The organism is Acinetobacter sp. DMC2 (genome assembly GCF_056314305.1).
Map to the genome: position 1 here is coordinate 15,328 of NZ_JBQUYP010000011.1, position 23,770 is coordinate 39,097.

Annotated in this window: 22 protein-coding genes; 14 read left to right on the top strand and 8 right to left on the bottom strand. The window is 39.3% G+C overall.

Translation table 11 applies throughout. The annotated features are described in order from the left end of the window. Positions 1-199 precede the first annotated feature (199 nt). A complete protein-coding gene (gene mpl / locus ACT53H_RS18360) occupies positions 200-1,573 on the top strand; it encodes a UDP-N-acetylmuramate:L-alanyl-gamma-D-glutamyl-meso-diaminopimelate ligase (RefSeq protein WP_476009823.1) in 1,374 nt (457 codons plus the stop codon). 67 nt (positions 1,574-1,640) lie between these two features. On the opposite strand, the gene ACT53H_RS18365 is transcribed toward mpl, so the two are convergent. Then, positions 1,641-2,891 carry a low temperature requirement protein A gene (locus ACT53H_RS18365; protein ID WP_476009824.1) on the bottom strand — a complete coding sequence of 417 codons (1,251 nt, stop codon included), beginning with the start codon at positions 2,889-2,891 and terminating at the stop codon, positions 1,641-1,643. A gap of 135 nt (positions 2,892-3,026) precedes the next feature. Between ACT53H_RS18365 and ACT53H_RS18370 the strand changes: the two genes are divergently transcribed. The 8 genes from ACT53H_RS18370 to ACT53H_RS18405 all read left to right on the top strand — a co-directional run bounded on the left by ACT53H_RS18370 (position 3,027) and on the right by ACT53H_RS18405 (position 10,532). Then, on the top strand, positions 3,027-3,623 hold the full coding sequence (locus ACT53H_RS18370; protein ID WP_476009825.1) for a phosphatase PAP2 family protein: 597 nt from the start codon (positions 3,027-3,029) through the stop codon (positions 3,621-3,623). A gap of 319 nt (positions 3,624-3,942) precedes the next feature. Next, positions 3,943-4,899, top strand: a complete 957-nt coding sequence (locus ACT53H_RS18375; protein WP_476009826.1) for a TerC family protein — start codon at positions 3,943-3,945, stop codon at positions 4,897-4,899. Between the two features lie 188 nt (positions 4,900-5,087). After that, on the top strand, positions 5,088-5,453 hold the full coding sequence (locus ACT53H_RS18380; RefSeq protein WP_476009827.1) for a hypothetical protein: 366 nt from the start codon (positions 5,088-5,090) through the stop codon (positions 5,451-5,453). A gap of 21 nt (positions 5,454-5,474) precedes the next feature. Continuing rightward, positions 5,475-6,635: a glutathionylspermidine synthase family protein gene (locus ACT53H_RS18385; RefSeq protein WP_476009828.1), complete on the top strand. Its 1,161-nt coding sequence runs from the start codon at positions 5,475-5,477 to the stop codon at positions 6,633-6,635. A 293-nt stretch (positions 6,636-6,928) separates the two neighbouring features. After that, positions 6,929-7,984, top strand: coding sequence for an aromatic ring-hydroxylating oxygenase subunit alpha (locus tag ACT53H_RS18390; RefSeq protein WP_004795558.1), 1,056 nt, complete (start codon positions 6,929-6,931; stop codon positions 7,982-7,984). Between the two features lie 56 nt (positions 7,985-8,040). Then, a complete protein-coding gene (gene guaD / locus ACT53H_RS18395; RefSeq protein ID WP_476009829.1) occupies positions 8,041-9,363 on the top strand; it encodes a guanine deaminase in 1,323 nt (440 codons plus the stop codon). 217 nt (positions 9,364-9,580) lie between these two features. Beyond that, positions 9,581-10,108 (top strand): hypoxanthine phosphoribosyltransferase, encoded by a 528-nt coding sequence (gene hpt / locus ACT53H_RS18400; protein ID WP_004795560.1) that lies wholly within the window; start codon positions 9,581-9,583, stop codon positions 10,106-10,108. Positions 10,109-10,280: 172 nt separating this feature from the next. Next, positions 10,281-10,532 carry a GlsB/YeaQ/YmgE family stress response membrane protein gene (locus tag ACT53H_RS18405; protein WP_000269732.1) on the top strand — a complete coding sequence of 84 codons (252 nt, stop codon included), beginning with the start codon at positions 10,281-10,283 and terminating at the stop codon, positions 10,530-10,532. Between the two features lie 52 nt (positions 10,533-10,584). Here ACT53H_RS18405 and ACT53H_RS18410 read toward each other — a convergent pair whose 3' ends face one another. Together ACT53H_RS18410 and dmeF are read right to left on the bottom strand one after the other, a co-directional pair. Then, positions 10,585-11,283 (bottom strand): DsbC family protein, encoded by a 699-nt coding sequence (locus ACT53H_RS18410; protein WP_476009830.1) that lies wholly within the window; start codon positions 11,281-11,283, stop codon positions 10,585-10,587. Positions 11,284-11,378: 95 nt separating this feature from the next. Further along, positions 11,379-12,335: a CDF family Co(II)/Ni(II) efflux transporter DmeF gene (dmeF, locus tag ACT53H_RS18415; protein ID WP_476009831.1), complete on the bottom strand. Its 957-nt coding sequence runs from the start codon at positions 12,333-12,335 to the stop codon at positions 11,379-11,381. A 57-nt stretch (positions 12,336-12,392) separates the two neighbouring features. On the opposite strand from dmeF, the gene ACT53H_RS18420 reads away from it, so the two are divergent. Then, positions 12,393-12,656 (top strand): metal/formaldehyde-sensitive transcriptional repressor, encoded by a 264-nt coding sequence (locus tag ACT53H_RS18420; protein WP_174740334.1) that lies wholly within the window; start codon positions 12,393-12,395, stop codon positions 12,654-12,656. 48 nt (positions 12,657-12,704) lie between these two features. Here ACT53H_RS18420 and mnmE read toward each other — a convergent pair whose 3' ends face one another. The 5 genes from mnmE to rpmH form a co-directional block, all read right to left on the bottom strand. After that, positions 12,705-14,060 (bottom strand): tRNA uridine-5-carboxymethylaminomethyl(34) synthesis GTPase MnmE, encoded by a 1,356-nt coding sequence (gene mnmE / locus ACT53H_RS18425; protein WP_049838387.1) that lies wholly within the window; start codon positions 14,058-14,060, stop codon positions 12,705-12,707. Between the two features lie 90 nt (positions 14,061-14,150). After that, on the bottom strand, positions 14,151-15,911 hold the full coding sequence (gene yidC / locus ACT53H_RS18430; RefSeq protein WP_004795565.1) for a membrane protein insertase YidC: 1,761 nt from the start codon (positions 15,909-15,911) through the stop codon (positions 14,151-14,153). A 5-nt stretch (positions 15,912-15,916) separates the two neighbouring features. Next, positions 15,917-16,237 carry a membrane protein insertion efficiency factor YidD gene (yidD, locus tag ACT53H_RS18435; RefSeq protein WP_003656027.1) on the bottom strand — a complete coding sequence of 107 codons (321 nt, stop codon included), beginning with the start codon at positions 16,235-16,237 and terminating at the stop codon, positions 15,917-15,919. A 10-nt stretch (positions 16,238-16,247) separates the two neighbouring features. Continuing rightward, positions 16,248-16,640 carry a ribonuclease P protein component gene (gene rnpA, locus ACT53H_RS18440; RefSeq protein WP_004795567.1) on the bottom strand — a complete coding sequence of 131 codons (393 nt, stop codon included), beginning with the start codon at positions 16,638-16,640 and terminating at the stop codon, positions 16,248-16,250. Positions 16,641-16,669: 29 nt separating this feature from the next. Continuing rightward, positions 16,670-16,804, bottom strand: coding sequence for a 50S ribosomal protein L34 (gene rpmH, locus ACT53H_RS18445; protein ID WP_000831329.1), 135 nt, complete (start codon positions 16,802-16,804; stop codon positions 16,670-16,672). 681 nt (positions 16,805-17,485) lie between these two features. Here rpmH and dnaA point away from each other — a divergent pair. The 4 genes from dnaA (at position 17,486) to gyrB (ending at position 23,756) form a co-directional block, all read left to right on the top strand. Further along, positions 17,486-18,892, top strand: a complete 1,407-nt coding sequence (gene dnaA / locus ACT53H_RS18450; RefSeq protein ID WP_005308372.1) for a chromosomal replication initiator protein DnaA — start codon at positions 17,486-17,488, stop codon at positions 18,890-18,892. Positions 18,893-18,989: 97 nt separating this feature from the next. Continuing rightward, positions 18,990-20,138 (top strand): DNA polymerase III subunit beta, encoded by a 1,149-nt coding sequence (dnaN, locus tag ACT53H_RS18455; protein WP_005308370.1) that lies wholly within the window; start codon positions 18,990-18,992, stop codon positions 20,136-20,138. A gap of 14 nt (positions 20,139-20,152) precedes the next feature. Then, positions 20,153-21,235, top strand: coding sequence for a DNA replication/repair protein RecF (recF, locus tag ACT53H_RS18460; RefSeq protein WP_005308367.1), 1,083 nt, complete (start codon positions 20,153-20,155; stop codon positions 21,233-21,235). Positions 21,236-21,287: 52 nt separating this feature from the next. Then, complete coding sequence (gene gyrB / locus ACT53H_RS18465; protein WP_004795574.1) at positions 21,288-23,756, top strand: DNA topoisomerase (ATP-hydrolyzing) subunit B; 2,469 nt, start codon at positions 21,288-21,290, stop codon at positions 23,754-23,756. Positions 23,757-23,770 lie beyond the last annotated feature (14 nt).

Sequence of the window (23,770 nt, forward strand, 5' to 3'; positions counted from 1 at the left end):
AAAAGATAAAACTGTAATTCAGCTTAAATCGAAAAAATAAAGATGCGCTTTTGTTAGAGCCTCAAACACATAGAACAACAACGATTTTTGACTATCTTTTCGAGTTTAGCCTTGCTATCGTTGCTGGCAAATTTATCAATAATGCACACACAGTCATTCATACGAATATTGTGTACAAAAGCAGTGGAGAAGGCGAGCAATGCATCTGCATATCTTGGGTATTTGTGGCACTTTTATGGGCTCTTTAGCACTTTTAGCTCGTGATTTAGGACATACGGTAACTGGTTCCGATTCAAACGTTTACCCACCAATGTCTACCCAGTTAGAAAACGCAGGCATTACCCTCATGCAAGGCTATGACCGCAGTCATTTACAGCCTCATCCAGATTTAGTCATTGTCGGAAATGCCATGAAACGTGGTATTGATGCAGTGGAATATATGCTTAACGAAGGTTTGCCATATATTTCTGGTCCTCAGTTCCTTGCTGATCATGTTTTACAAGGTAAACATGTGCTTGGTGTAGCAGGAACTCATGGTAAAACCACGACTACCACCATGCTGGCTTGGGTACTTGATCAGGCTGGTTTAAATCCAGGCTTTTTAATTGGTGGTGTTCCACTTGGTTTTAGTGAAAGCGCTCGTTTAGGTGGTGGCAAATACTTCTGTGTTGAAGCCGATGAATATGACTCTGCTTTCTTTGATAAACGTTCTAAGTTTGTTCACTATCACCCAAAAACGGCGATTTTAAACAACCTTGAATTTGACCATGCCGATATTTTTGATGACTTAGCAGCGATTCAAAAGCAATTCCATCATCTTGTTCGTACCATTCCAAGTGAAGGCCGTATTATTGCGCCGATTACTGAAACTCATATTGATGAAGTGCTTGAAATGGGTTGCTGGACACCAGTGATTCGTACAAGTTTAGAAGCGAATGAAAAAGCTGCTTTATCTGCTGAATTAATCTCAATTGATGGTAGCCATTTTAAAGTACTCGAAAATGGCAATGTCGTTGGCGAAGTTAAATGGACCATGACAGGGCAACATAGCGTAGCGAATGCTTTGGCAACGATTGCAGCTGCTCAGCATGTAGGTGTTGCACTTGAACAAGCTTGTGAAGCTTTGTCTAACTTTGGCGGTGTAAAACGTCGTATGGAGTTACTCGGTACAGTTAATGGTATTGAGGTTTATGATGACTTTGCTCACCACCCAACTGCAATTGACACCACTTTAGATGGCGCACGTAAACGCTTAGGTGAACGCCGTTTATGGGCCATTATTGAACCACGTTCAAATACAATGCGTATGGGCAGTCATAAAGATGGCTTGGCACATTCAGCACGTTTAGCAGATGACGTTATCTGGTATCAGCCAGAAGGTTTAGATTGGGATTTACAACCTGTGATTGAAGCTGCTTCTAACCGTGCTCAAGTCAGTCGTTCACTTGATGAAATTATTGAACGTATTGTCAATGAAGCAGGTGAGGGCGATGCTGTTGTGATTATGTCTAACGGTGGTTTTGGTGGCTTACATCAAAAATTAATGAATGCATTAAAAGCGAAAGCTGCTTAGCTTCCGCGTTAGATGATTCAATAAAAAACGGGTTTCAAATTGAAACCCGTTTTTTATTTTTCTGTTTTTAAACTTTTTCTGGCTCTATATTGGCTATAAATTTATTAGAAACGATTAAACGTAAACTATAGACAATACCCATCGCAAAAACGCTATATCCCACGTTATTACAAATAAACGGAATACATAAAATAATCAGTGCTGTGATCGGGTAAAACCATTTCGTGATTCCAGATAAACATTGGAACTCGTAAAGTATCCAAATACAGGTGGTATAGAGCACCACACTCACCGCAACGACTATTCCCATATATAAATCAGAAATATGCGCATGATGGGTTGTGACATCCACAGCAGCAGCAAGCGCCGCACCTACCGCAGCTATACTGACAAAAACAAAATAATGGCCGTATCCCCAAACGAAAGGGCGTACACCTTTAACATGATGGTGTTGTTCGCTACGGTCAAAATAAGCCCACCACATGGCAAACATCAGCATTAATCCACCGATCATTAAGAAAACGGCAGGGATATTCATGGACTGAGCTGCTAAGGCATCACGTATTGCATTAAAACTACCGACAATCGATTCACCCAACACAATAATTGTGAGTAGGGCATAGCGCTCTACAATATGATGAGGATGCCACGGCGTTGGAGAATATTTCTCTGCATAGATGGGAATAAATAGCTCCATCACTACTAAAAATAAAAAAACGGGGATAGAAAGTATGTGCGCGAAATTAGCAACTAACCAACCTACCTGAACTAATACAATGCCTATTGCATAGCGATAAGCCGTAATTCGTCGTTCAGGGTCATGTTTTGCGGCTCTCAGCCACTGGGTAACCAGCGCTAAGCGCATAATCACATAGCCGACAATAATGATGTCAAAGTCCTGACTATGGAATACATCAGGAATACCTGCGGCCATCACTAATGACCCCACAATCTGAACAAAGGTAAGGCATCGATACAATGCATCATCGTTATCGTAAGCTGAAGCAAACCACGAAAAATTCATCCATGCCCACCACAGCGCAAAAAATACCATCAGGTAGCTTGGTAATGCATGCCAGAGGTGATTTTCAATAATCGCGTGATGTAATTGCTGACCCGCTGTTGCAATCGCGACCACAAAAATTAAATCGAACAATAATTCGAGGGGAGTTGCTGCTCTATGCGGCTGTTTTGGATCTCTAGGAGATAAAGGCCTCAAACTTAATTTTTTCTGTTTTTCTTGAGTAGTCATAAAATAACGTTCTCGAATAAAGTGCCAACACGTTAACACTTTAATATTAACGCCCAGAACACGCATTAAAAAATATCTAGACTTGCTGTTTAATCTTTACTCACAAACAAACTATATTTCATTTTTGTGACAATTCTTTATCAAGACAATAGGCTTAATTCTTTATCATAGCCCACGTTTTTGTTCTTGTTTGGAATATGAATGTCTTTAGAAACACTCAACCTTAGCTTATTCCATGTTATTAATGGGGCTCAGGATGCGAGTCAATTTATCATTCGTCTTGCTATCTTTTTTGCTAATGATCTCCTCTATATTCTTTTATTCATCCTTACATTTTTATGGTTCTATGGTGATCAAGATTTAAAAAATAGAGTCATTAAGTCTGTCTTTTTAACCTGCATATCCCTTTTAGTAGGTTACGTTATCTCTCTGTTTTACCATCACTCCAGACCGTTTGTCATGGGTGTTGGCACCACGTTTATTGAGCATGCGCCAACTGCATCTTTTCCAAGTAATCATATGCTGATTTTCAGTACCATTGCTCTGTCTTATTTGTTTGCTCAGCGCAAAATGATTGGAATTATTCTGCTATTTTTGTCATTTGTAGTAGCGTGGTCACGTGTTTATTTAGGTGTGCATTTCCCTTTAGACATGTTGGGGGCCTTTATCGTAGCGCTACTGGTCAATACGGCAGGTTATTACTTCTGGAATGCTTACGGTACAAGTTTGACCGCATTCTTTATTCACCTTTACCAAATTATATGTAAACCGCTTTTAGATCGGGGTTTGATTAAATAATCCGTAGATCTTTTTTTATATTAAAACCACGACATTAAGTTCAGTTGCGTAATATAAAAAAATCTGCCATTCTATGTGAAATTGGATAGGTTTTATCCAATACAGAATTTAGTTTGACAAGGGGAGTAGCCTCCTCCAAACATAACAGCAATGTTATGTGTCAGATATCGTCAATACACTTTTATTAAAAAGTCGGTATCTGAGCATCGTGAAATTCATGATGTAGGCAAGACCTTGATCATGTTGATACAGATGTTTAATTCATCTGGCAACTGGTCGAGGTTTTTTTATGCCCAATTGCCGGATGTGAGGAGGATTTATGGAAACAATCGGCAATATATGGCTGTATGTAGCATTCTTTGGCATTGTCATTGTCATGCTTTTAGTGGACTTTTTAGGCTTTAAGCAAAAGCAAGGTCAGGATGTCTCAATTAAGCAAGCTGCTTACTGGAGCGTGGCGTGGGTAAGCGTCGCGGTCTTATTTGGTGGTGGTTTATGGCTTTACCTACAACAAACAGTTGGGGTGACCTTAGCAAACCAAAAAACCATGGAATACTTTGCAGGTTACCTACTTGAAAAGTCCCTCGCAATTGATAACGTTTTCGTGTGGTTAATGATTTTTGCAGCTTTTGCTATACCAGCTGCGCTGCAACGTAAAATTTTGCTCTACGGCGTATTAGGCGCAATTGTACTGCGTACCCTCTTTATTTTTATTGGTGCATGGTTCGTTCAAGAGTTCTCTTGGGTGCTTTATATCTTTGGTGCGTTCTTGGTATATACAGGTTTCAAATTCTTAAAAGGCCAAGAAGAAGAAACCAATATTGAAGATATCAAAGCTCTAAAATGGTTACGTAAGCACATGCGTATTACGCCACAGCTTGAAGGTGACAAATTCTTTGTACGTCAAAATGGTTTATTGTGGGCAACGCCGTTATTTTTAGTATTGATTTTGGTTGAAGCTTCAGATGTGATTTTCGCAGTAGATTCTATTCCTGCTATTTTCGCGGTAACGAGCGATCCGTTTATTGTTTTAACAGCAAACTTAATGGCAATTTTAGGTTTACGTGCAATGTTCTTCTTACTTGCTGGCGCTGCAACTAAATTGCATTATTTGCCATATGGCTTAGGCATCATCTTACTGTTCATTGGTGCAAAAATGTTGTTGCTTGATGTATTCCACATGCCAATCTGGATCTCGTTAAGCTTTATCGTAATAGTGTTAGCAATTACGGCTTACCTCTCTTTACGACATAACAAAAAGCAATTGCAGTCTTAATTCATCACAACAAGGCATCTACATGTGAGATGCCTTGTCATCTAAATCTTCAAAAGAGACTGTACTTTAAAAAAACAGATTAATATCATATGCCAACCTAAAATTTATCTTTCCTAATCAGAAACATAATAGATAACAGCTATTCGGTATTTTATGCCGAACATACTTATTAAAATGTGTGGAGTCTCATGCGTTCTAAAAAAATTAATCTCGTCGTCGTTCCGCTATTACTCACAGCATGTAGCCATAATGATGGTCCCTTAGTACAAGACGTATATAACAACCAATATGACTGTGCTCGCGACTGGAATACCCAAACTTGTAAAGAAGAAAATAGCTCCAGTGGACATGGTTCTAGCTATACTGGTAGCCGCTATTTAGGGCCTGCGTATTATCGAAATAATCGCGAAGTTTCTTATCATGGCAATACCTTACATCCTTATAGCAATTTGAGTATAGGTCGCCCCATTATTTCAAGTACGGCGAAAAGCGCTTCTTCTTCATCCCCAATTCGTGGTGGTTTTGGCCGTAGCGGTTTTTCTTTTGGCGGCTAAGTCTTTAGGCATTCACTTAATATGAAAAGAAAAATATTTACTCCGCGCCCAGACTGGCAAGTGGAGCATCAAAATATTGGTTTCGATTATTTTAATTTACCTTCTCTTGATGGCTCAATTTACTGGTCTGAAGGGGTTGCGTATGAGTTTACCCTTAAACAGATTGAACAACTTGAAGATGCGGCAAATGAACTGCATCAGATGTGTTTAGCGGTAGTAGGAGATCTCATTCAACGCGGGGACTATCCAGCCTATTTTCAAATTCCAGAAACAGCCATAAGCCACATTGAACATTCGTGGAAAAAAAATGCACCCATGCTCTATGGTCGCTTTGATTTCGCTTGCGATGGGCGAAATATCAAAATGCTGGAATATAACGCAGACACACCGACTGGCTTACTCGAAGCTTCTGTCGCGCAGTGGCTGTGGATAGAACAGGTCTCAGGCATTGCAAACCGAGATCAATTCAATAGCATTCATGAAGACCTGATTAAACGCTGGAAGACAATTTTACCGCGTGGTAGCCATGTACATTTTGCTGCCTGTCAGGAAGCCGGAAGGGAGGACTGGGGTAATTTAGAGTACTTGATGGATACGGCTTATCAAGCTCATCTACAAGTTTCCGAGCTTTCTATGGAAAACATAGGTTGGAACGGGCAAGATTTTGTCGATCTTCATAATCGCCCCATTCAAAACATATTTAAGCTCTATCCATGGGAATGGATTTGGGAGGAAGCCTTTTCTCAATATATTCACCCACAAACACAGTGGATTGAACCCTGCTGGAAAATGTTACTTTCAAATAAAGCGATTCTGGTTGAACTTTGGAAGCGTTATCCAAACCATCCATTGTTGGTCGAAACCCATACCTATGACCCACAACAAGCTTTGTCTGGCAAATGGGTGAAAAAGCCGATTTTGGCAAGGGAAGGAGCCAATATTCGAGTTTTACAAGACAGCCATGACCAAGGCGCGGCTTCTGGTAGCTTTTATTTTGATGACTATGACAAATACGGTTATGTCGTACAGAAATGGGTAGATACCCCATTATTTTCAGGGCAACTACCTACACTCGGTTTATGGATGGTTGGACATCAATGTTCAGGCATGTCTATTCGTGAAGATTGCTATGACATTATTGGTAATGATGCTCACTTTGCAGCACATTATTTTGTCGAGTAATAAATGCCCAGAGGTATTTTAAAAAGCACTTTTTAGGTGCTTTTTTATTGTGCCTTCCACATAGTCAATCAGTGCATTTTAAATATATAGCGAATAATAATTTTTGGTTTTTAAAGCTAAATTAGAACAAAAATTCAAAAAAATAATAACTTAATCTTATGTAATTTAATAATTTTATTCTTATTTCTTTAATTAAAAATCAATATTGGCAAGCTCTTTGCATCTCCTAAAAAGAAAAAAGCCTAGATTTTAAGGGCTCGCGAGAGCCCTGATTTTTTTTAAGGAGTGATGCTATGAATGCTATTCCAACTTTAACGCCACTTGCCATGCCATGTAACAGCAGTTTTGATGCAAAAGATTGGGAAATTTTATCAAGTCATTGGTATCCAGTTGCCCGTATTCAAGATCTCTCTACCGCGCCTCAACGCATCACGCTACTAGACGTCAACATGGCACTCTATAAAACAGAAAGTGGTGAAATTCATCTGGTCCGAGACATTTGTCCTCATCGCGGTGTTCCTTTAACCAAAGGTTGGGTGGATGGTGAGGAGATTGTGTGCCCTTATCATGGTCTACGCTATAACACCGAAGGGAAATGTACCCAAATACCAGCTCAGCCCGAACTAACTAAAATTTCTGATCGTTTTTCTCTGACCAAATTTCCAGTTGTACAAAGATATGGTCTCATTTGGACCAGTATTCATGGTCGTGATATTGCTAAAGCTAATATTCCTATATTAGATACTTGGGACCACGCAGAGCATCAATCAATTTTACCGCCTTTCGTCGATATTGGTGGTTCTAGCGGACGTCAACTTGAAGGGTTTATCGATGTCGCTCATTTTGCGTGGGTACATCACAATGCCTTTGCAAATCGCGATAATCCCATCGTCCCTAAATATCACACTGAACGTACTGAATATGGCTTAAAAACGGTCTATATCAGCAATGTCAGTAACTATCCGCATGAGCTAAAACATCTCGAACCAGAAGGCTTTTTATGGAAGCGCACCTTTGAAGTCTATCCACCTTTTTCAGCCGTGCTTACAGTCGATTTTCCAGAAGGTGGGGTCTTAAAAATCTTGAATGCCTGCTGTCCTATTTCGAGCAATAGAACCCGTTTATTTGTTCCACTCACCCGTAACTTTGATCAGACAGGTGATTTAGAAAAGGTATACGCATTTAATGCTCAAATTTTTGCCGAAGATCAAGACATGGTCGAATCACAAAAGCCAGAAGAACTACCGCTTGATTTAATGATGGAAGCACATTTTGAAGCAGACCGTTCATCAACGACTTATCGACGGATTTTGGCTGAATGGGGACTAAGTAAACGTTATACCGTTTAAATATTGGCTAAGTGGGGTACAATCAATCGAAAAAAGTGAAAATATAAAGGCTTTCCATGTCATTGATCGCAAATACCACCGTTGTGCGTGGTCGTTTTTTAGATATCCTACAAACCGTCTCTGAGCCAACTGATATTCCAAATCAGGTGCGTTATTTAGAAGATGGTGTATTGATTAGTGAACATGGAAAAATCACATGGTTTGGTGCATGGGAAGACGCTCAAGCGCATCTTCCTGCTGGGGTTGAGGTTCAACATTACCCAGAACAATTGATTGTACCTGGCTTTATTGATACCCATATTCATTTTCCACAAACCGAAATGGTGGGAGCTTACGGCGAACAACTTTTAAGCTGGCTCAATACCTATACTTTTCCCACTGAAATCCAGTTTCAAGACAAAGCATATGCAAATGAAATTGCCCAGTTCTTTGTTCAGGAACTCTTAAAGCACGGTACAACCACGGCCCTCGTTTTCTGTACGGTTCATCCTGAGTCTGTTGATGCCTTATTTGAAGCCGCAGAGCGCGTTCAGATGCGTTTAATCGCTGGTAAGGTACTCATGGACCGTAATGCACCTGAAGCGCTTTGTGACACACCAGAAACGGCTTACAGTGACACCAAGGCACTCATTGAAAAATGGCATGGTAAGGGCCGTGCTCTGTATGCGATTACGCCACGTTTCGCACCAACCTCTACACCTGAACAATTAGAAAGAGCAGGGCAGTTAAAACAAGAGTTTCCAGATGTGTATGTACATACCCATTTAAGCGAAAACAAAGATGAAATTGCGTGGGTGAAATCTTTATTTCCAGAACAAGCGGGCTATTTAGATGTTTATCAACATTATGGCCTAACTGGTAAACGTTCTGTTTTTGCTCATTGTGTTCACTTAGAAGATGAAGAATGGCAATGTATGCATGATACACAGTCGGCTATCGCATTTTGCCCAACCTCAAACCTGTTCTTAGGTAGTGGTTTATTCCCATTGAAAAAAACTTGGGAAAAACAAGTGAAAGTAGGTTTAGGTACAGATATCGGTGCTGGTACATCGTTTAGTTTGCTGCAAACTGTTAATGAGGCTTATAAGGTCCAACAGTTACAGGGTGATAAGCTTTCAGCTTATGAAGCGTTCTATCATGCGACGTTAGGCGGAGCAAAAGCGCTTGATTTGCAGGATAAGTTAGGCAATTTCAACATCGGTAAAGAAGCAGACTTTGTGGTACTCAACCTTAAGCCAACTGCACTACAGCAACTTCGCCAGTCTAAATCCAAATCTGTTGAAGATTCGTTGTTTGCATTATTCACTTTAGGTGATGACCGTAATATTGAGGCGACTTATATTTATGGAAACCGTGCTTATCAAAAAGAAACAACCTAATAAAAATCGGGCCGTTAAGTTTTTGTTATTATTTGGAATATGTGCTCTTGTTTTAAAGCGGGATCGACATATTGCTCAAAATGATAAAATTTCAGAGTCATCAAAGGGTGCATGAAACATCATTTTGCTTTAAAATTTTACCATTAACTCAGATTTTAGAGGTGTTGCAGGTCAACACCTTTTTTATTTTTTCTTTTATATCTTGTAGGAATCTGACATGACTGTTGCAATGAGCATCATGATTTCAACCGAAGAAATTCAAGCAAAAGTCAAAGAGCTCGGCGAGCAAATTAACGCTCACTATGCAAATAGCGACAAAGAGTTAGTCCTGATTGGGCTACTGCGTGGTTCTGTTATTTTCATGGCAGACTTGTGCCGAACGATTACCAAACCGCATGAACTCGACTTTATGACAGTGTCTAGCTACGGCGGCGGTACGACTTCAAGTCGAGATGTTAAAATCTTAAAAGATCTTGATGGTGAAATTCGCGGTAAAGATGTACTGGTCGTTGAAGATATTATCGACTCAGGTAATACCTTAAGCAAAGTTATGGAAATGCTGCAAACTCGTGAACCAAATTCGATTCAATTGTGTACGCTAGTGAGTAAACCATCTCGCCGTGAAATTGATCTCGAAGTGAAATTTTTAGGTTTTGAAGTTGAAGACAAGTTTATTGTGGGTTATGGATTAGACTACGATCAAAAATATCGCCACTTACCATTTATTGGCGAAATTGGTTTATAAATTTCAAAAAAATAGCACCGCGAGGTGCTATTTTTTTATATAAAACTTTAGCTTCGAACAAAAAAGACACAAAAAGTCGCAATCTGCTACAGACAAAATAGATGACTCTGCCGCACGATAGAATATGAAGCAAAATCATTAACTTCATCAAAAAAACAACTGGAGAACAAATATGTGGTCACTCATTGTCGCTATTGTAGTTGGTTTCTTTGCTGGCTTAATCGCTCGTGCCTTACATCCAGGGGATGATAAAGCAGGTTTCATCGTAACCACCCTAATTGGTATTGCAGGTTCACTTCTCGCCACTTATGGTGGACGTTTACTTGGCCTTTATGGAGAAAATTCAGCTGCGGGCTTTATCGCATCTGTAATTGGTGCAGTCATTATTCTCTTTATTTACAATTTAATTGCACGAAAAAGTTAATGACTTTTAGGCAATAAAAAAGCACCAGATGGTGCTTTTTTTTTAATTCATTTTATAGATCTAATTCTTTCCAAACTGCCTGAATTTCTTCGGCAGATCGAGCGCCTACCAGTTTAAATCCATTTGCAAAAATTAAGGTAGGGGTACCATTAAAACCTAGTTTTTTTCCAAGCTCTAAATTACGATTAATTGGATTAGCACAGTTTGTCACTGTTGGTTTAACACCTTGTTGAATCAGTTTTTTCCATGAATAGGATTGATTTGGCGCACACCAAACCTGCCTAGAAACAACAATAGACTGAGGTTTTAAAGGATAGATGAACGTGTAAATGGTTACATCTTTCAGCTTATCGAGTTCAGGTTCAAGTTGTTTGCAATAAGGGCAGTTTGGATCAGAAAATACTGCTAAAACATGCTGTCCATTACCTTTAACCGTTTTAATGGCATCTTTTAAAGGTAATTGTTTCCAATCAATTGAGTTCTGTCCTAACACTAGATCTTTGGTTAAGTTTTTCTGATCTTTTAAACGAATCATAGAGCCTACAAACATATGCTGCCCATCTTCGCCAACATAAATGATTTGCTGATCGAGATTAGCGCTATATAGCCCAGGCATTTCGGTTTTCTGAATATTGCTAATTTTCAAATTAGGATATTGTTTTTTAATATTTTCCCTAACAGTATCTACATTAGCGAAACTCACACTTGCTGTTAAGCTAAATAACGCCAATATTCCTAATTTTTTAAGCATAAAACCGACTCATAGGTAGGAGAGGAGCTCATTTTAATCAGTTCAGCTTTTGAAAACAGAATTGATTACCGAGTTATAACCAAAATGCCACTCATTTATGCCAATGTTTCACGTGGAACATAAGCAGATTTTAGAATATTAATTTCTACCGATATATGCACAATTTCATCATGAATTGATAAAGCCTGACGAATCTGATCCGCGGTTAAAGAAATATCATCAGTTTCGAGCGCTAAAATACAAGAAAACTTACCTTTTGCGACTTTCCAGACATGAATATCCGTAATTTCAATATTTTTAGGAAATTCAGCAATTACTTCTCGAATTTCTTCAACCACAGGATGGTCCATTTCTGCATCTAAAAGGGTTTTTCCTGTCTCTTTCATTAACCCAAGAGACCATTTTGCAACCAAAATAGCACCTAAAATCCCTAAAAGCGCATCTAAAAAATCCCATCCGAAATATTTGCCAGCACAAAGCGCAATAATTGCAAAAACCGAGGTCACAGCATCTGCAACCACATGTAAAAAAGCAGCTTTTTGGTTTAAATCATGGTGGTGATGTTCGTGATGGTGATGGTGATGGTGATGGTGATGGTGCCCATCATCGTGAAGTAACCATGCGCAAATCAAGTTAATGACCAAACCTAAAATTGCAATGGGAATCGCTTCATTATAAAAAATCTCAACTGGATTAAATAACCTTTGTATCGACTGAAAAGCCATAAAAATGGCGACAACCATCAGCAAAATTGCACTGCTATAACCCGCTAAAATCTCGATTTTCCAAGTTCCAAAACTAAATCGACGATCTTTGGAATAATGACGAGCTGCACGATAAGCAAAATAGGCTAAACCGAGTGCCAACATATGTGAACTCATATGCCAACCATCAGCGAGAAGTGCCATTGAATTGAAAAACCATCCACCAAATATCTCTAACACCATCATGGATGCCGTTAAAATCGTTGCAATCAAAATACGTTTTTGTGCAAGTGGATTTCCTTCATCAAACTGATGTTGATGATGACGTGATACACTATGATCCTGCATAATATTTAAACCCAATATACTCCCTACCAGTATATTGAATTATACAAGAGAACACAGATGAGTCACATTGGTCAGGATAAAAAAATAGTTAATCGTGTAAAACGACTAAAAGGGCAAATTAATAGTATTGAACATGCCGTTGAACAGCCGGATATTTCATGTATAGATATACTGCAACAAGTTGCTGCCATTAAAGGTGCGATAAACGGATTGATGAGTGAATTGATGGAACAGCATTTACATCACCATGTGCTCAAAGAAGCACAAGTTGATCAGAATGAGTTAGATGAGTTTTTAAAGGTTTTAAAAAGATACGGTTAACAAAGTGACTGAATGACACAGCCATGTGCATCATCCAGAGTTTTTTAATTATTTTCCAATACAAAACGAACCAAAGATTTTGCCTAATAGGTCATCAGCGCTAAAGTCACCAGTAATTTCACCTAAAGCATTTTGAGCAAGGCGTAATGATTCAGCAACGAGTTCTCCTGCGTTAAACACAACAAGTTGCTCATGTGCTTCTGAAAGATAGAGCTGTGTGCGCTTCATTGCGTCTAAATGACGTGTTCTTGCAATAAAGGTGTCTTCCTCAGGGTGGAAGCCTGCATGCGCTGTAATCGCATCTACTAAGCCTTGTACGCCCATCTCTTGTTTTGCTGAAACTGTAATATGACGGAATCCTTGAAAATCGTTTATTTCAGCTAATTGACCAGTTAAATCGCATTTATTGCCAATTAACATTAAGCGACGCGGTTCAATGTGTTCAGCAAAATATTCTTGAGCAAGTTTTAATGGGTCATCGCCTTGATTTAAATCATAAACCAGCAATAACAAATCAGCTTGTTCAATTTCTTTAATTGCTCTGCGAATCCCTTCTTTTTCAACAATGTCACCTGTTTCACGTAGGCCAGCTGTGTCTGTTAAGGTGATTGGTAGGCCATTTAAGCTAATTTTTTCATGTAAAACATCGCGAGTTGTACCAGCAATATCGGTCACAATTGCGCGCTCAACGCCAGCTAGCGCATTCAACAAGCTCGACTTACCTGCATTTGGTTTACCCGCAATAACAACTTGCAAACCTTCACGTAGTAATTGACCTTGTCGTGCAGATGTTTGAACTGCATGTACTGACTGCTGAACATCTTCAAGTAAAGCTAAAATTTTACCGTCTGCCAAGAAATCAATTTCTTCTTCAGGAAAATCAATTGCGGCTTCAACATGTAAGCGTAAATGGATCAGTTTTTCTAAAACCGTATTAATTTTTGTTGAAAAAGCGCCTTGTAAAGAACGAACGGCAGAACGTGCTGCAGCTTGTGAAGTCGCATCAATCAAGTCGGCAATCGCTTCTGCTTGTACCAAGTCCATCTTGCCATTTTCAAAAGCCCGCATGGAGAATTCACCAGCTTTTGCAGCAATTGCACCCAGCTCAAATAGACGTCCCAGCAAGGCATTTTGGATGACTGGACCACCGTGACCTTGTAGCTCTACAACATCTTCACCTGTAAACGAGTGGGGATTGGGAAAGCATAGAACAATCCCTTCATCCATAATGCTGCCATCAGCATCATAAAACTTACGAAAACCTGCCATACGTGCTTCCGGCAAGTTTTTCTGTGTCAGGTTTTGAGCAATCTCATAAGCTTTAGGTCCCGATAGGCGAATCACGCCCACACCACCACGCCCTGGTGGCGTTGCAATTGCGGCAATCGTGGTTTGACTTTGCATATTATTCACCTAAAAACCTAAAATCCAACCAAAGAAAAATCCGCCTAAGATTACCATCTTAAGCGGATTTATTCAGCAAAAGTTCAACGATTAAGAAGCTGATTCAGTCTTATTTATACGACTTTTTTCAACGCTCTTATTAATAAACGACTGCTGTAAAATAGTAATACTGTTGTTCACAATCCAGTACAGCACGAGACCTGCCGGGAAGAACAACATAAATACCGTGAACATAATCGGCATAATGCGGAACACTTTTGCCTGCATAGGATCAGCGGGTTGTGGGTTCAACATTTGCTGCGCAAACATCGTAGCACCCATGATCAACGGCAAGATGAACCAAGGATCCATTGCTGACAAATCTTGAATCCAGCCTAACCACGGTGCATGACGTAATTCCACACTTTCCATGAGTACCCAATACAAGGCAAGGAAAATTGGCATTTGTAGCAACAATGGTAAACAACCTGAAAGTGGATTCACTTGTTCACGTTTGTATAAAGCCATCATTTCTTGCGAGAAGCGCATACGGTCTTCACCGAACTCTTCCTTCATGCGTTGCATTTCTGGTGCAATCACACGCATTTTCGCCATAGAACGATAACTTTTTGAAGATAAAGGCCACAAAATCATCTTCACCATCACGGTAAGTAAGATGATTGACCATCCCCAGTTGCCCACAATGCTATGGAAGAATTGAAGACCTAAGAACAATAACTTGGCAATCGGCCATAACCAGCCATAATCAACAGTCTGATTCAAGCCAACCGCTAAATCTTTTAATTCAGATTGTACTTTCGGACCTGAATAAAGTTTTGCGTCCACTTCCATTGAAGTGCCTGCCGGAACATTAATCACTGGTGAGGTAAAACCAATGATATTCATATGATCAGCAGATTGACGAGATTCAAGTTTAGCTACATAAGGCTGACCATTTGCTTGAGTCAGTTTAAGATTCCCAGGAATCCAAGCACTTACAAAATAATGCTGAACAATCGCAACCCATCCACCTTTCGCTTCAGTATTTACTTTTTCTTCTGAGAAATTAGCAAACTTAAGCTTATTGTAGTGTGAATCAGGTGTTCCCCAAGCTCCACCTAAGAAAGTTCCTAGAGTGAAAATACCTTGAGAAGATTTACCAGGATCATCAGAGTTATCACGCTTTAATTGTCCAAACATCTGACCTTGCCAGCTTTGTTGGCTACGGTTAATCACTTGATGTCTTACAACAATTGGATATTGCCCTTGGGTAAAGGTGAAAGTTTTAATAATTTCAACGCCTTCAGGTGTTTTAAATACCATCGGAACGTTTAAAACTTTTTCAGATTGACCCTTTTGATCCTGTACACCCTTAGCATCAGCCAAAGTATATGATGTTTTTTCAACCGCATATAATGGACGACCACCACGACTGCTATCTGGTCCATTCAAACCAATTAAGCCAGATTGAGCAACATATGTACGCTTGGCATCATTTTCAAGCATAACAAATGGCTGATCGCTGTCTTTGCTTTTGTCGTGTGAGAGTAATTCAATACGAACAATATCACCACCTTTTGGATTGATCCAAATATGGTAAAGGTCAGTTTGTACTGAAATAAGCTGTTGATTCACAGGTGCAGTTGCATCTGTGGTTTGTGACTGCGCAATATTTGCTTGTGGCACATCGGAAGCCACTGTTGCATTTTTAGCATTTGGCAAATCAGCAGATACTTCATGTGAACTTACAGCCGCCGCTTGTTTTTGCGGTGCAGTTGCAGCATTTCCATAATCTTTTTGCCAAGCCAAAATGAGCAAATATGCGGTGACAAACATGGCCCCGAGAATTGCAAACCTGGCCCATTGTTGCATATCTATTACCCCAAATGGTTAGAGAGATTTTGCTTCAGTAAACGATCACGAAAGGGTACAGCAACATGATGCGTTTGAGAATCTATTTGATGAAACGAAATAAAACGAATTGCTTTTGGCGGTACCGGATCATATCCAGATCCACCCCACGGATGACAACGACAAATTCGTTTAGAAGATAACCAAACGCCTTTGATTGCACCATGAGTTTGCAATGCTTCTATCGCATATTGGGAACAGGTCGGGATATAACGACAACGGGGTCCAAGAAGCGGACTAATCGCAATTTGATACAGTCGAATCAACCAACGTAGAAAACGAACCATTGGCTATCTCTTAATTCTGCGAGGTTGTGCCAACTTTAGAATGTTTTTTTGCTAAGCGTTGTAATTTTTGCCAAGCAAAATCTAATTGTTGATATAGCTCAGCATTCGTAATCGCTTCTATACCGACTTTCGGCATTACCACAATATCTATATCTGATCCAAAATTCGGCTGATGTAGACGAAAGCTCTCACGAGCAAGACGTTTTATTCGATTTCTTTCATGCGCACGGCGCACTTTTTTCTTAGCAACAACAATACCCAAACGGCTATTAGGCTGTTCGGTTAATTTTGCAAGAAATAAAAAATGGGGTTGATGCACTTTAAAAAGCGCACCATCGAATACACTTTTATAATCTGCAGCACAGCGTATTCGCACATCTGTGCTAAAATTGTAAAGTGTCATCACACCCAAGTCTGGTCAGCGTAACAGTATTAAACAGTTAAGCTATGACGACCTTTTGCACGACGACGAGCTAATACTTGACGACCAGCTTTAGTTGCCATACGAGCACGGAAACCATGAACGCGTTTACGCTTTAATTCAGATGGCTGGAAAGTACGTTTCATATCGAAACTCCCAAAAATGATCTTTCTATAAAGGTCCGCGATTTTATTGTGCAATGTTTACGCTGTCAATGAAAAACCAAGAAAGTTTTGTATTTAACCCAAATTTTTAATCTCTCTACTTCTTTTTATGATTGTCATAATTCAGTGCAATATATAGTTTTTAAAGTTATACACAAAGTAATTGTCTATTTTTATTAGAACTTTTATTATATACACACCTTATATACATATTTATCAACAAAACAAGATATCATCTTGGCTTTGATTTGCTGCATTTGAATTTAAATTCATATTTTGTAGTTATCCACAAAAGATCACACCCCTATTAAATAAATTCAAATTTTAAAATTTATATTTATTCTTATTAGGAGCGGTTTTTTCTGTGGATTTCGTACTTTTAAATTTAAAAAACATGTATTTGGGTTGTTGATAACTCTGTTTTTATTATATTTATGGATTGTGGATAAGTTTGTGTGATAATTTATCCACAGGTTGTGCAAAAAGTTATACACAAGTGGTTTTGAATTTAAATTTATTCACAAGAGTTTTCTTTTTAGACAAAATCGCTCGAATTCGTCATGACAGATGTGGATAACTTGGTTAGAATGGCGACCCCTTCTCATATGGAAGGGTGAATCTTTAGATTGTTTGAATTTAAAAACGCAAAAATAGGGGATACACATGCTTTGGACAGACTGCTTAACTCGCTTGCGACAAGAGCTCTCTGATAACGTCTTTGCGATGTGGATTCGCCCATTAGTTGCTGAAGAAGTAGAAGGGATACTACGTCTCTATGCTCCTAACCCTTATTGGACGCGTTACATTCAAGAGAATCATTTAGAATTAATTTCTATATTGGCTGAGCAGTTGTCAGAAGGACGTGTACGTCAGGTTGAGATCTTAGTTGATTCTCGTCCTGGGAGTATTTTGTCATCGAGCGAACAACCAGCAACCACTACCGCTGCTTTGCAAACTGCACCACCACAAAGTATTAAAGTAAAAAAAGAGCCTGAGTCTGTTTCTAGCCCACATGCGAATAGTGTCGTCAATCCGAAAACATCAAAAAAGAAACTACTGAATCCTCAGTTTACTTTTTCTTTATTTGTTGAAGGCCGTTCGAACCAGATGGCTGCTGAAACATGTAGAAAAGTATTAACTCAATTAGGTGCCTCACAACATAACCCTTTGTTTTTATACGGTCCTACAGGATTAGGTAAGACACACTTAATGCAAGCAGTTGGTAATGCTTTATTACAAGCCAAACCAAATGCTCGTGTGATGTATATGACTTCTGAGAGTTTTGTTCAGGATTTTGTGAGTTCTTTACAAAAAGGCAAAGTAGAAGAGTTTAAGAAAAACTGTCGTTCTTTAGATTTATTATTGGTCGATGATATTCATCTCTTAGCAGGTAAAGAGGCGAGTCTAGTTGAGTTCTTCTATACATTTAATGCCTTACTTGATGAATCTAAACAAATTATTTTAACTTCAGACCGTTATCCAAAAGAGTTAACAGAGTTGGATCCGCGTTTAGTTTCTCGTTTTTCTTGGGGACTTTCAGTAGGCGTTGAACCACCAGATATTGAAACTCGTATCGAAATTTTATTAAAGAAAGCCGAAAATAGCGGCGTTGATTTACCTCGAAATTGTGCATTATTTATTGCACAACAAGTGGTTGCTAACGTACGTGAACTTGAAGGTGCACTTAATAAAGTCGTTGCAATTTCTCGTTTTAAAGGTGCGCCAATCGATCTTGATGTGGTTCGTGAGTCTTTGAAAGATGTGTTAGCGATCCGTGCACGAACAATTAGTGTAGAAAATATTCAGCGCGTGGTGAGTGAGTATTTCCGTATCCCATTAAAAGAATTAGTAGGACCCAAACGTACGCGAATTTATGCTCGACCACGTCAGTTAGCAATGGGGCTTGCTCGTGAATTGACCGGTGATAGTTTTCCTGAAATTGGAATGGCTTTTGGTGGACGTGACCACAGTACTGTGATGCATGCTTGTGAAAAAGTAACCAGTCTGCGCGGAGAAGATCCAATTTTTGACGAAGATTATAAAAATCTACTGCGTCTACTTCAGAGTTAATGAAATAATAAGACCTTGTTGCAAAGTCTACGTAAGTGCAGCATAGTACACAGCTAAAAAATGAAATATTTGCTCCAAGTTGCTAGAGGAATGAATCGTGCGTTTGAAAATCGCTAAAGAAAGTTTACTCAATGTTTTATCGCATGTTGTCGGTGCGGTAGAACGTCGTCATACATTGAATATTCTTTCAAACGTCAAAATTCAGACTAATGCTCAGGCGCTCACCATTACTGGTTCCGATCTAGAGGTCGAACTGGTTGCGAGCACTGTTTTAACAGAAGGGGCATGCCTTGAAGCAGGGGAAACCACAGTCCCTGCGCGTAAATTAATGGAAATTTGTAAATCATTGCCTACAGCTGCATTAATTGATTTACAAATTACTGAAGATCAAAGATGTATCTTAAAATCTGGTAATAGCCGTTTCGTATTAGGAACTTTACCAGCAGAAGATTATCCATTATTGACGACTGAAAATAGTCAAGGTACTCAAGTACAGGTAACTCAACGTGAGTTAAAGCGTTTATTTGAAAAAACTGCTTTTGCGATGGCTGTACAAGATGTACGTTTCTATTTAACAGGTACTTTATTGGAAATTGATGAAAATCAATTACGTGCAGTAACAACAGATGGACACCGTTTAGCACTTTGCGAAATAACGGCTTCTTCTACATCATCTCAATTGGTTCAGGCCATTGTACCTCGTAAAGCTGTTGGTGAATTACAGCGTTTACTGAGCATTGAAGATGAACAATTAACATTGTTGATTGGCCGTGAGTTGTTAAATGTAACCATCAATACGCCAAGTCGTGACAAAGAGCAGGGTGATATTACTGTTCGTTTTACAACAAAATTGATTGATGGAAAATTCCCTGATTATCGTCGTGTAATTCCACGTGGTGGCGATAAACATGTATTAATTAGTCATGATGTATTTAAGCAATCATTACAACGTGTTGCAATTTTAAGTAATGAAAAGTTACGTGGTGTTTTCTTAAATTTTAATCAAGATTCTTTACAGCTTCGTGCGAATAACCCTGAGCAAGATGAGGCTATTGAAGATTTAGCTATCCAATATCAAAACGTACCGCTTGAAATGTCATTTAATGCGCAATATTTACTTGAAGTATTAGGTGTACTTGATGGCGATGACGTAAACATGAGTATGAGTGAAGCGAATCAGTCTGTTTTGGTTCAAGACCCAGCACATACTGATCAAACTTATGTAGTTATGCCGATGCGTGTATAATCTGGCTATCTAATATGCATCTTACGCGCTTAAACATTGAACGTGTGCGTAATTTAAAAACGGTTGCACTCCAAGGGTTGCAACCGTTTAATATATTTTATGGCGCTAATGGTTCAGGGAAAACCTCCATTCTGGAAGCAATTCATTTGCTTGCAACTGGGCGATCGTTCCGCACTCATATTCCTAAAAATTATATTCAGTATGCTGCCGAAGATGCGATTGTCTTTGCCCAGTCTAGTACTGAAAAAATTGGCATGCAAAAGTTAGCATCTGGTGAGCAGTTGATGAAGGTCAATGGCGATACCGTAGCTACCCAAGGCCAACTTGCTAAATTACTTCCTTTACAGCACCTCGATCCACAAAGTACCGACATTATTGACCATGGTGCAAAACCACGACGCCAACTTTTAGATTGGCTGATGTTCCACGTGGAACCTGAGTTTTATTTTGCGTGGCAATATTATTCGCGTGCATTAAAACAGCGAAATACGTTACTTAAAACCCGAAGAAATTTGTCGTTGGCTGATTTAGAGCCTTGGAACAAAATGCTGAGTGATTATGGTGAAATTTTGCACTCTCAGCGCTTGGGTATTGTGGAACAATGGAATGTGTTTTTTCAAAATGATTTGAGCCAATTACTCCCTGATCTTGAAATTGAACTGGAATACAGTCCAGGTTTTCATACAGAGCAGGGGCTCATGCAAGACCTGCTAAATCAACACCAAAAAGATATCGAAAGACGGTATACCGAATATGGTCCACATCGTGCAGATTTGCGCTTAAAAACCCCGTTTGGACACGCTGATGTGGTTTTATCAAGAGGTCAGAAAAAACTGCTGATTATTGCTTTAAAACTGTCACAAATTGCAATGTTACATGCGAGTAATAAGGAAACTGTGGTATTATTAGATGATCTGACAGCAGAATTAGACTTAACCGCACAACAACGTTTAATTGAACGATTAAGCCAACTTGGTAGCCAGGTTTTTATGACAACTTTAGATCATGCATCGGTAAAAAAACACTTACATGATCTGTCTATTTCATATCAATTATTCAATGTTGAATCCGGTCAAGTTAGTCTTGCTTCACCATAATTTTTTGATGTTAACCATCTTTGAATAAACCTATATTTGCTAGGGAGAAACCATGAGTTCAGAGTCTCAATCAGCCTCTCAAACAGAACAAACCAATGAAAAGGCTTATGATTCCTCTAGTATTAAAGTATTACGTGGATTAGATGCAGTTCGTAAACGTCCGGGTATGTATATTGGGGATACAGACGACGGTACCGGTTTACACCATATGGTATTCGAGGTAGTCGATAACGCAATCGATGAAGCTTTAGCTGGACATTGTGATGAAATTATTGTCACTATTCATGAAGATGAGTCAGTAAGCGTTTCTGATAATGGCCGTGGTATTCCAACCGATATTCACCCTGAAGAAGGTGTTTCTGCAGCAGAAGTAATTCTTACCATTCTGCACGCAGGTGGTAAGTTTGATGACAACAGCTATAAAGTTTCAGGTGGTTTGCACGGCGTAGGTGTTTCTGTAGTAAACGCACTTTCGCGTAAATTACATTTAATGATTTCTCGCGCTGGACAAGTGCATGAGCAAGAGTATCAACACGGCGATCCGCAATATCCATTACGTGTGATTGGTGAAACAGATAAGAGCGGTACAACAGTACGTTTTTGGCCAAGCGCGGAAACTTTTAGTCAAACTATCTTTAACGTAGAAATTCTAGCGCGTCGTTTACGTGAGCTTTCTTTCTTAAACGCGGGCGTGCGTATTGTTTTACGTGATGAACGAATTAACCTTGAACATGTGTATGACTACGAAGGTGGCTTATCTGAGTTCGTAAAATACATTAACGAAGGTAAAACTCATCTGAATGAGATTTTCCATTTCACTGCAGATACAGATAACGGTATTGTTGTAGAAGTAGCTTTACAGTGGAACGAAAGTTATCAAGAAAACGTTCGTTGTTTTACCAATAACATTCCTCAAAAAGATGGTGGTACGCATTTAGCAGGTTTCCGTGCAGCGTTGACGCGTGGTCTTAACCAATATCTTGAAAATGAAAATATTATCAAGAAAGAAAAAGTCAATGTAACCGGTGACGATGCGCGTGAAGGTTTAACTGCTATTATTTCGGTAAAAGTACCTGATCCGAAGTTCTCATCTCAAACCAAAGAAAAATTGGTATCGAGTGAAGTAAAACCAGCAGTTGAGCAAGCAATGAACAAAGAGTTCTCTGCTTACTTACTTGAAAACCCGCAAGCTGCAAAATCGATTGCAGGTAAAATTATTGATGCTGCGCGTGCGCGTGATGCTGCGCGTAAAGCACGTGAAATGACGCGTCGTAAAAGCGCACTTGATATCGCTGGTTTACCAGGTAAATTGGCAGATTGTCAGGAAAAAGATCCAGCACTTTCTGAACTATATCTTGTCGAGGGTGACTCTGCAGGTGGTAGTGCCAAGCAAGGCCGTAACCGTAAAATGCAGGCTATTTTGCCTTTGAAAGGTAAAATTCTAAACGTTGAACGTGCACGCTTTGACAAAATGATTTCTAGTCAGGAAGTCGGTACTTTAATTACTGCGCTTGGCTGTGGTATTGGTCGTGAAGAATATAATCCTGATAAGCTACGCTATCATAAAATCATTATCATGACCGATGCCGACGTTGATGGTTCGCACATTCGTACTTTGTTATTAACGTTCTTCTTCCGTCAAATGCCAGAATTGGTTGAGCGTGGGCATATTTATATTGCACAGCCACCTTTGTATAAATTGAAAAAAGGTAAGCAGGAACAATACATCAAAGATAATGATGCATTGGAAACTTATTTAATTTCAAATGCGATTGATGAGCTATCTTTGCATACCAATGCTGAAGCACCTGCTATTACAGGTGAAGCACTTGCAAAAGTCATTCAAGACTATCAAGTTTCACAAAAGAGTTTACAGCGCTTAACTTTACGTTATCCAGCTAGCTTATTGGATGCTTTACTTGAAGTAGAAGCGTTCAAGAGCGATCAAAATCATGATCAGGCTTATGTACAACAATGGGCTGATCAAGTAAAAGCTATCATTACAAGATTACAGCCAAGTTTACGCCCAGAAATTACACTAGAGTCATTTGAGCGTGAAAATGCTCAAGGTGAAAAATCTGCGCATTATTGGCCGCGTATTACGGTATATGTTCATAACTTGCCACATGCATATTTGCTTGATGCAGCTTTATTGAATTCAGCTGAGTATGCACGTTTGCTGAAAAACTCGAAGAGCTGGTTCAGTTTGCTTGAAGATGGTGCTTATTTACAAAAAGGTGATCGCCGTATTCAAGTGGCTAACTTCCATCAGGTTTGGCAGCATATTTTGCAAGATTCGCGCCGCGGTATGATGATTCAGCGCTATAAAGGTCTTGGCGAGATGAACGCTGAACAGCTTTGGGAAACGACAATGGACCCTGAAAACCGTAATATGTTGCAGGTAACTATTGATGATGCGATTGAAGCAGATCGTATGTTCTCTTGCTTGATGGGTGATGATGTGGAACCACGTCGTGCATTCATTGAAGAAAATGCTTTAAATGCGGATATTGATGCTTAATTGATAACTCGATT

What these genes read in the sequence shown, in the direction of transcription:
- yidC (WP_004795565.1), bottom strand. Translation starts at nt 15,911, where the DNA reads ATGCAACAATGGGCCAGGTTTGCAATTCTCGGGGCCATGTTTGTCACC.
- ACT53H_RS18380 (WP_476009827.1), top strand. Translation starts at nt 5,088, where the DNA reads ATGCGTTCTAAAAAAATTAATCTCGTCGTCGTTCCGCTATTACTCACA.
- rnpA (WP_004795567.1), bottom strand. Translation starts at nt 16,640, where the DNA reads ATGACACTTTACAATTTTAGCACAGATGTGCGAATACGCTGTGCTGCA.
- mpl (WP_476009823.1), top strand. Translation starts at nt 200, where the DNA reads ATGCATCTGCATATCTTGGGTATTTGTGGCACTTTTATGGGCTCTTTA.
- dmeF (WP_476009831.1), bottom strand. Translation starts at nt 12,335, where the DNA reads ATGCAGGATCATAGTGTATCACGTCATCATCAACATCAGTTTGATGAA.
- recF (WP_005308367.1), top strand. Translation starts at nt 20,153, where the DNA reads ATGCATCTTACGCGCTTAAACATTGAACGTGTGCGTAATTTAAAAACG.
- dnaA (WP_005308372.1), top strand. Translation starts at nt 17,486, where the DNA reads ATGCTTTGGACAGACTGCTTAACTCGCTTGCGACAAGAGCTCTCTGAT.
- ACT53H_RS18390 (WP_004795558.1), top strand. Translation starts at nt 6,929, where the DNA reads ATGAATGCTATTCCAACTTTAACGCCACTTGCCATGCCATGTAACAGC.
- ACT53H_RS18370 (WP_476009825.1), top strand. Translation starts at nt 3,027, where the DNA reads ATGTCTTTAGAAACACTCAACCTTAGCTTATTCCATGTTATTAATGGG.
- guaD (WP_476009829.1), top strand. Translation starts at nt 8,041, where the DNA reads ATGTCATTGATCGCAAATACCACCGTTGTGCGTGGTCGTTTTTTAGAT.
- ACT53H_RS18375 (WP_476009826.1), top strand. Translation starts at nt 3,943, where the DNA reads ATGGAAACAATCGGCAATATATGGCTGTATGTAGCATTCTTTGGCATT.
- gyrB (WP_004795574.1), top strand. Translation starts at nt 21,288, where the DNA reads ATGAGTTCAGAGTCTCAATCAGCCTCTCAAACAGAACAAACCAATGAA.
- yidD (WP_003656027.1), bottom strand. Translation starts at nt 16,237, where the DNA reads ATGGTTCGTTTTCTACGTTGGTTGATTCGACTGTATCAAATTGCGATT.
- ACT53H_RS18365 (WP_476009824.1), bottom strand. Translation starts at nt 2,891, where the DNA reads ATGCGTGTTCTGGGCGTTAATATTAAAGTGTTAACGTGTTGGCACTTT.
- ACT53H_RS18385 (WP_476009828.1), top strand. Translation starts at nt 5,475, where the DNA reads ATGAAAAGAAAAATATTTACTCCGCGCCCAGACTGGCAAGTGGAGCAT.
- rpmH (WP_000831329.1), bottom strand. Translation starts at nt 16,804, where the DNA reads ATGAAACGTACTTTCCAGCCATCTGAATTAAAGCGTAAACGCGTTCAT.
- ACT53H_RS18410 (WP_476009830.1), bottom strand. Translation starts at nt 11,283, where the DNA reads ATGCTTAAAAAATTAGGAATATTGGCGTTATTTAGCTTAACAGCAAGT.
- hpt (WP_004795560.1), top strand. Translation starts at nt 9,581, where the DNA reads ATGACTGTTGCAATGAGCATCATGATTTCAACCGAAGAAATTCAAGCA.
- mnmE (WP_049838387.1), bottom strand. Translation starts at nt 14,060, where the DNA reads ATGCAAAGTCAAACCACGATTGCCGCAATTGCAACGCCACCAGGGCGT.
- ACT53H_RS18420 (WP_174740334.1), top strand. Translation starts at nt 12,393, where the DNA reads ATGAGTCACATTGGTCAGGATAAAAAAATAGTTAATCGTGTAAAACGA.
- ACT53H_RS18405 (WP_000269732.1), top strand. Translation starts at nt 10,281, where the DNA reads ATGTGGTCACTCATTGTCGCTATTGTAGTTGGTTTCTTTGCTGGCTTA.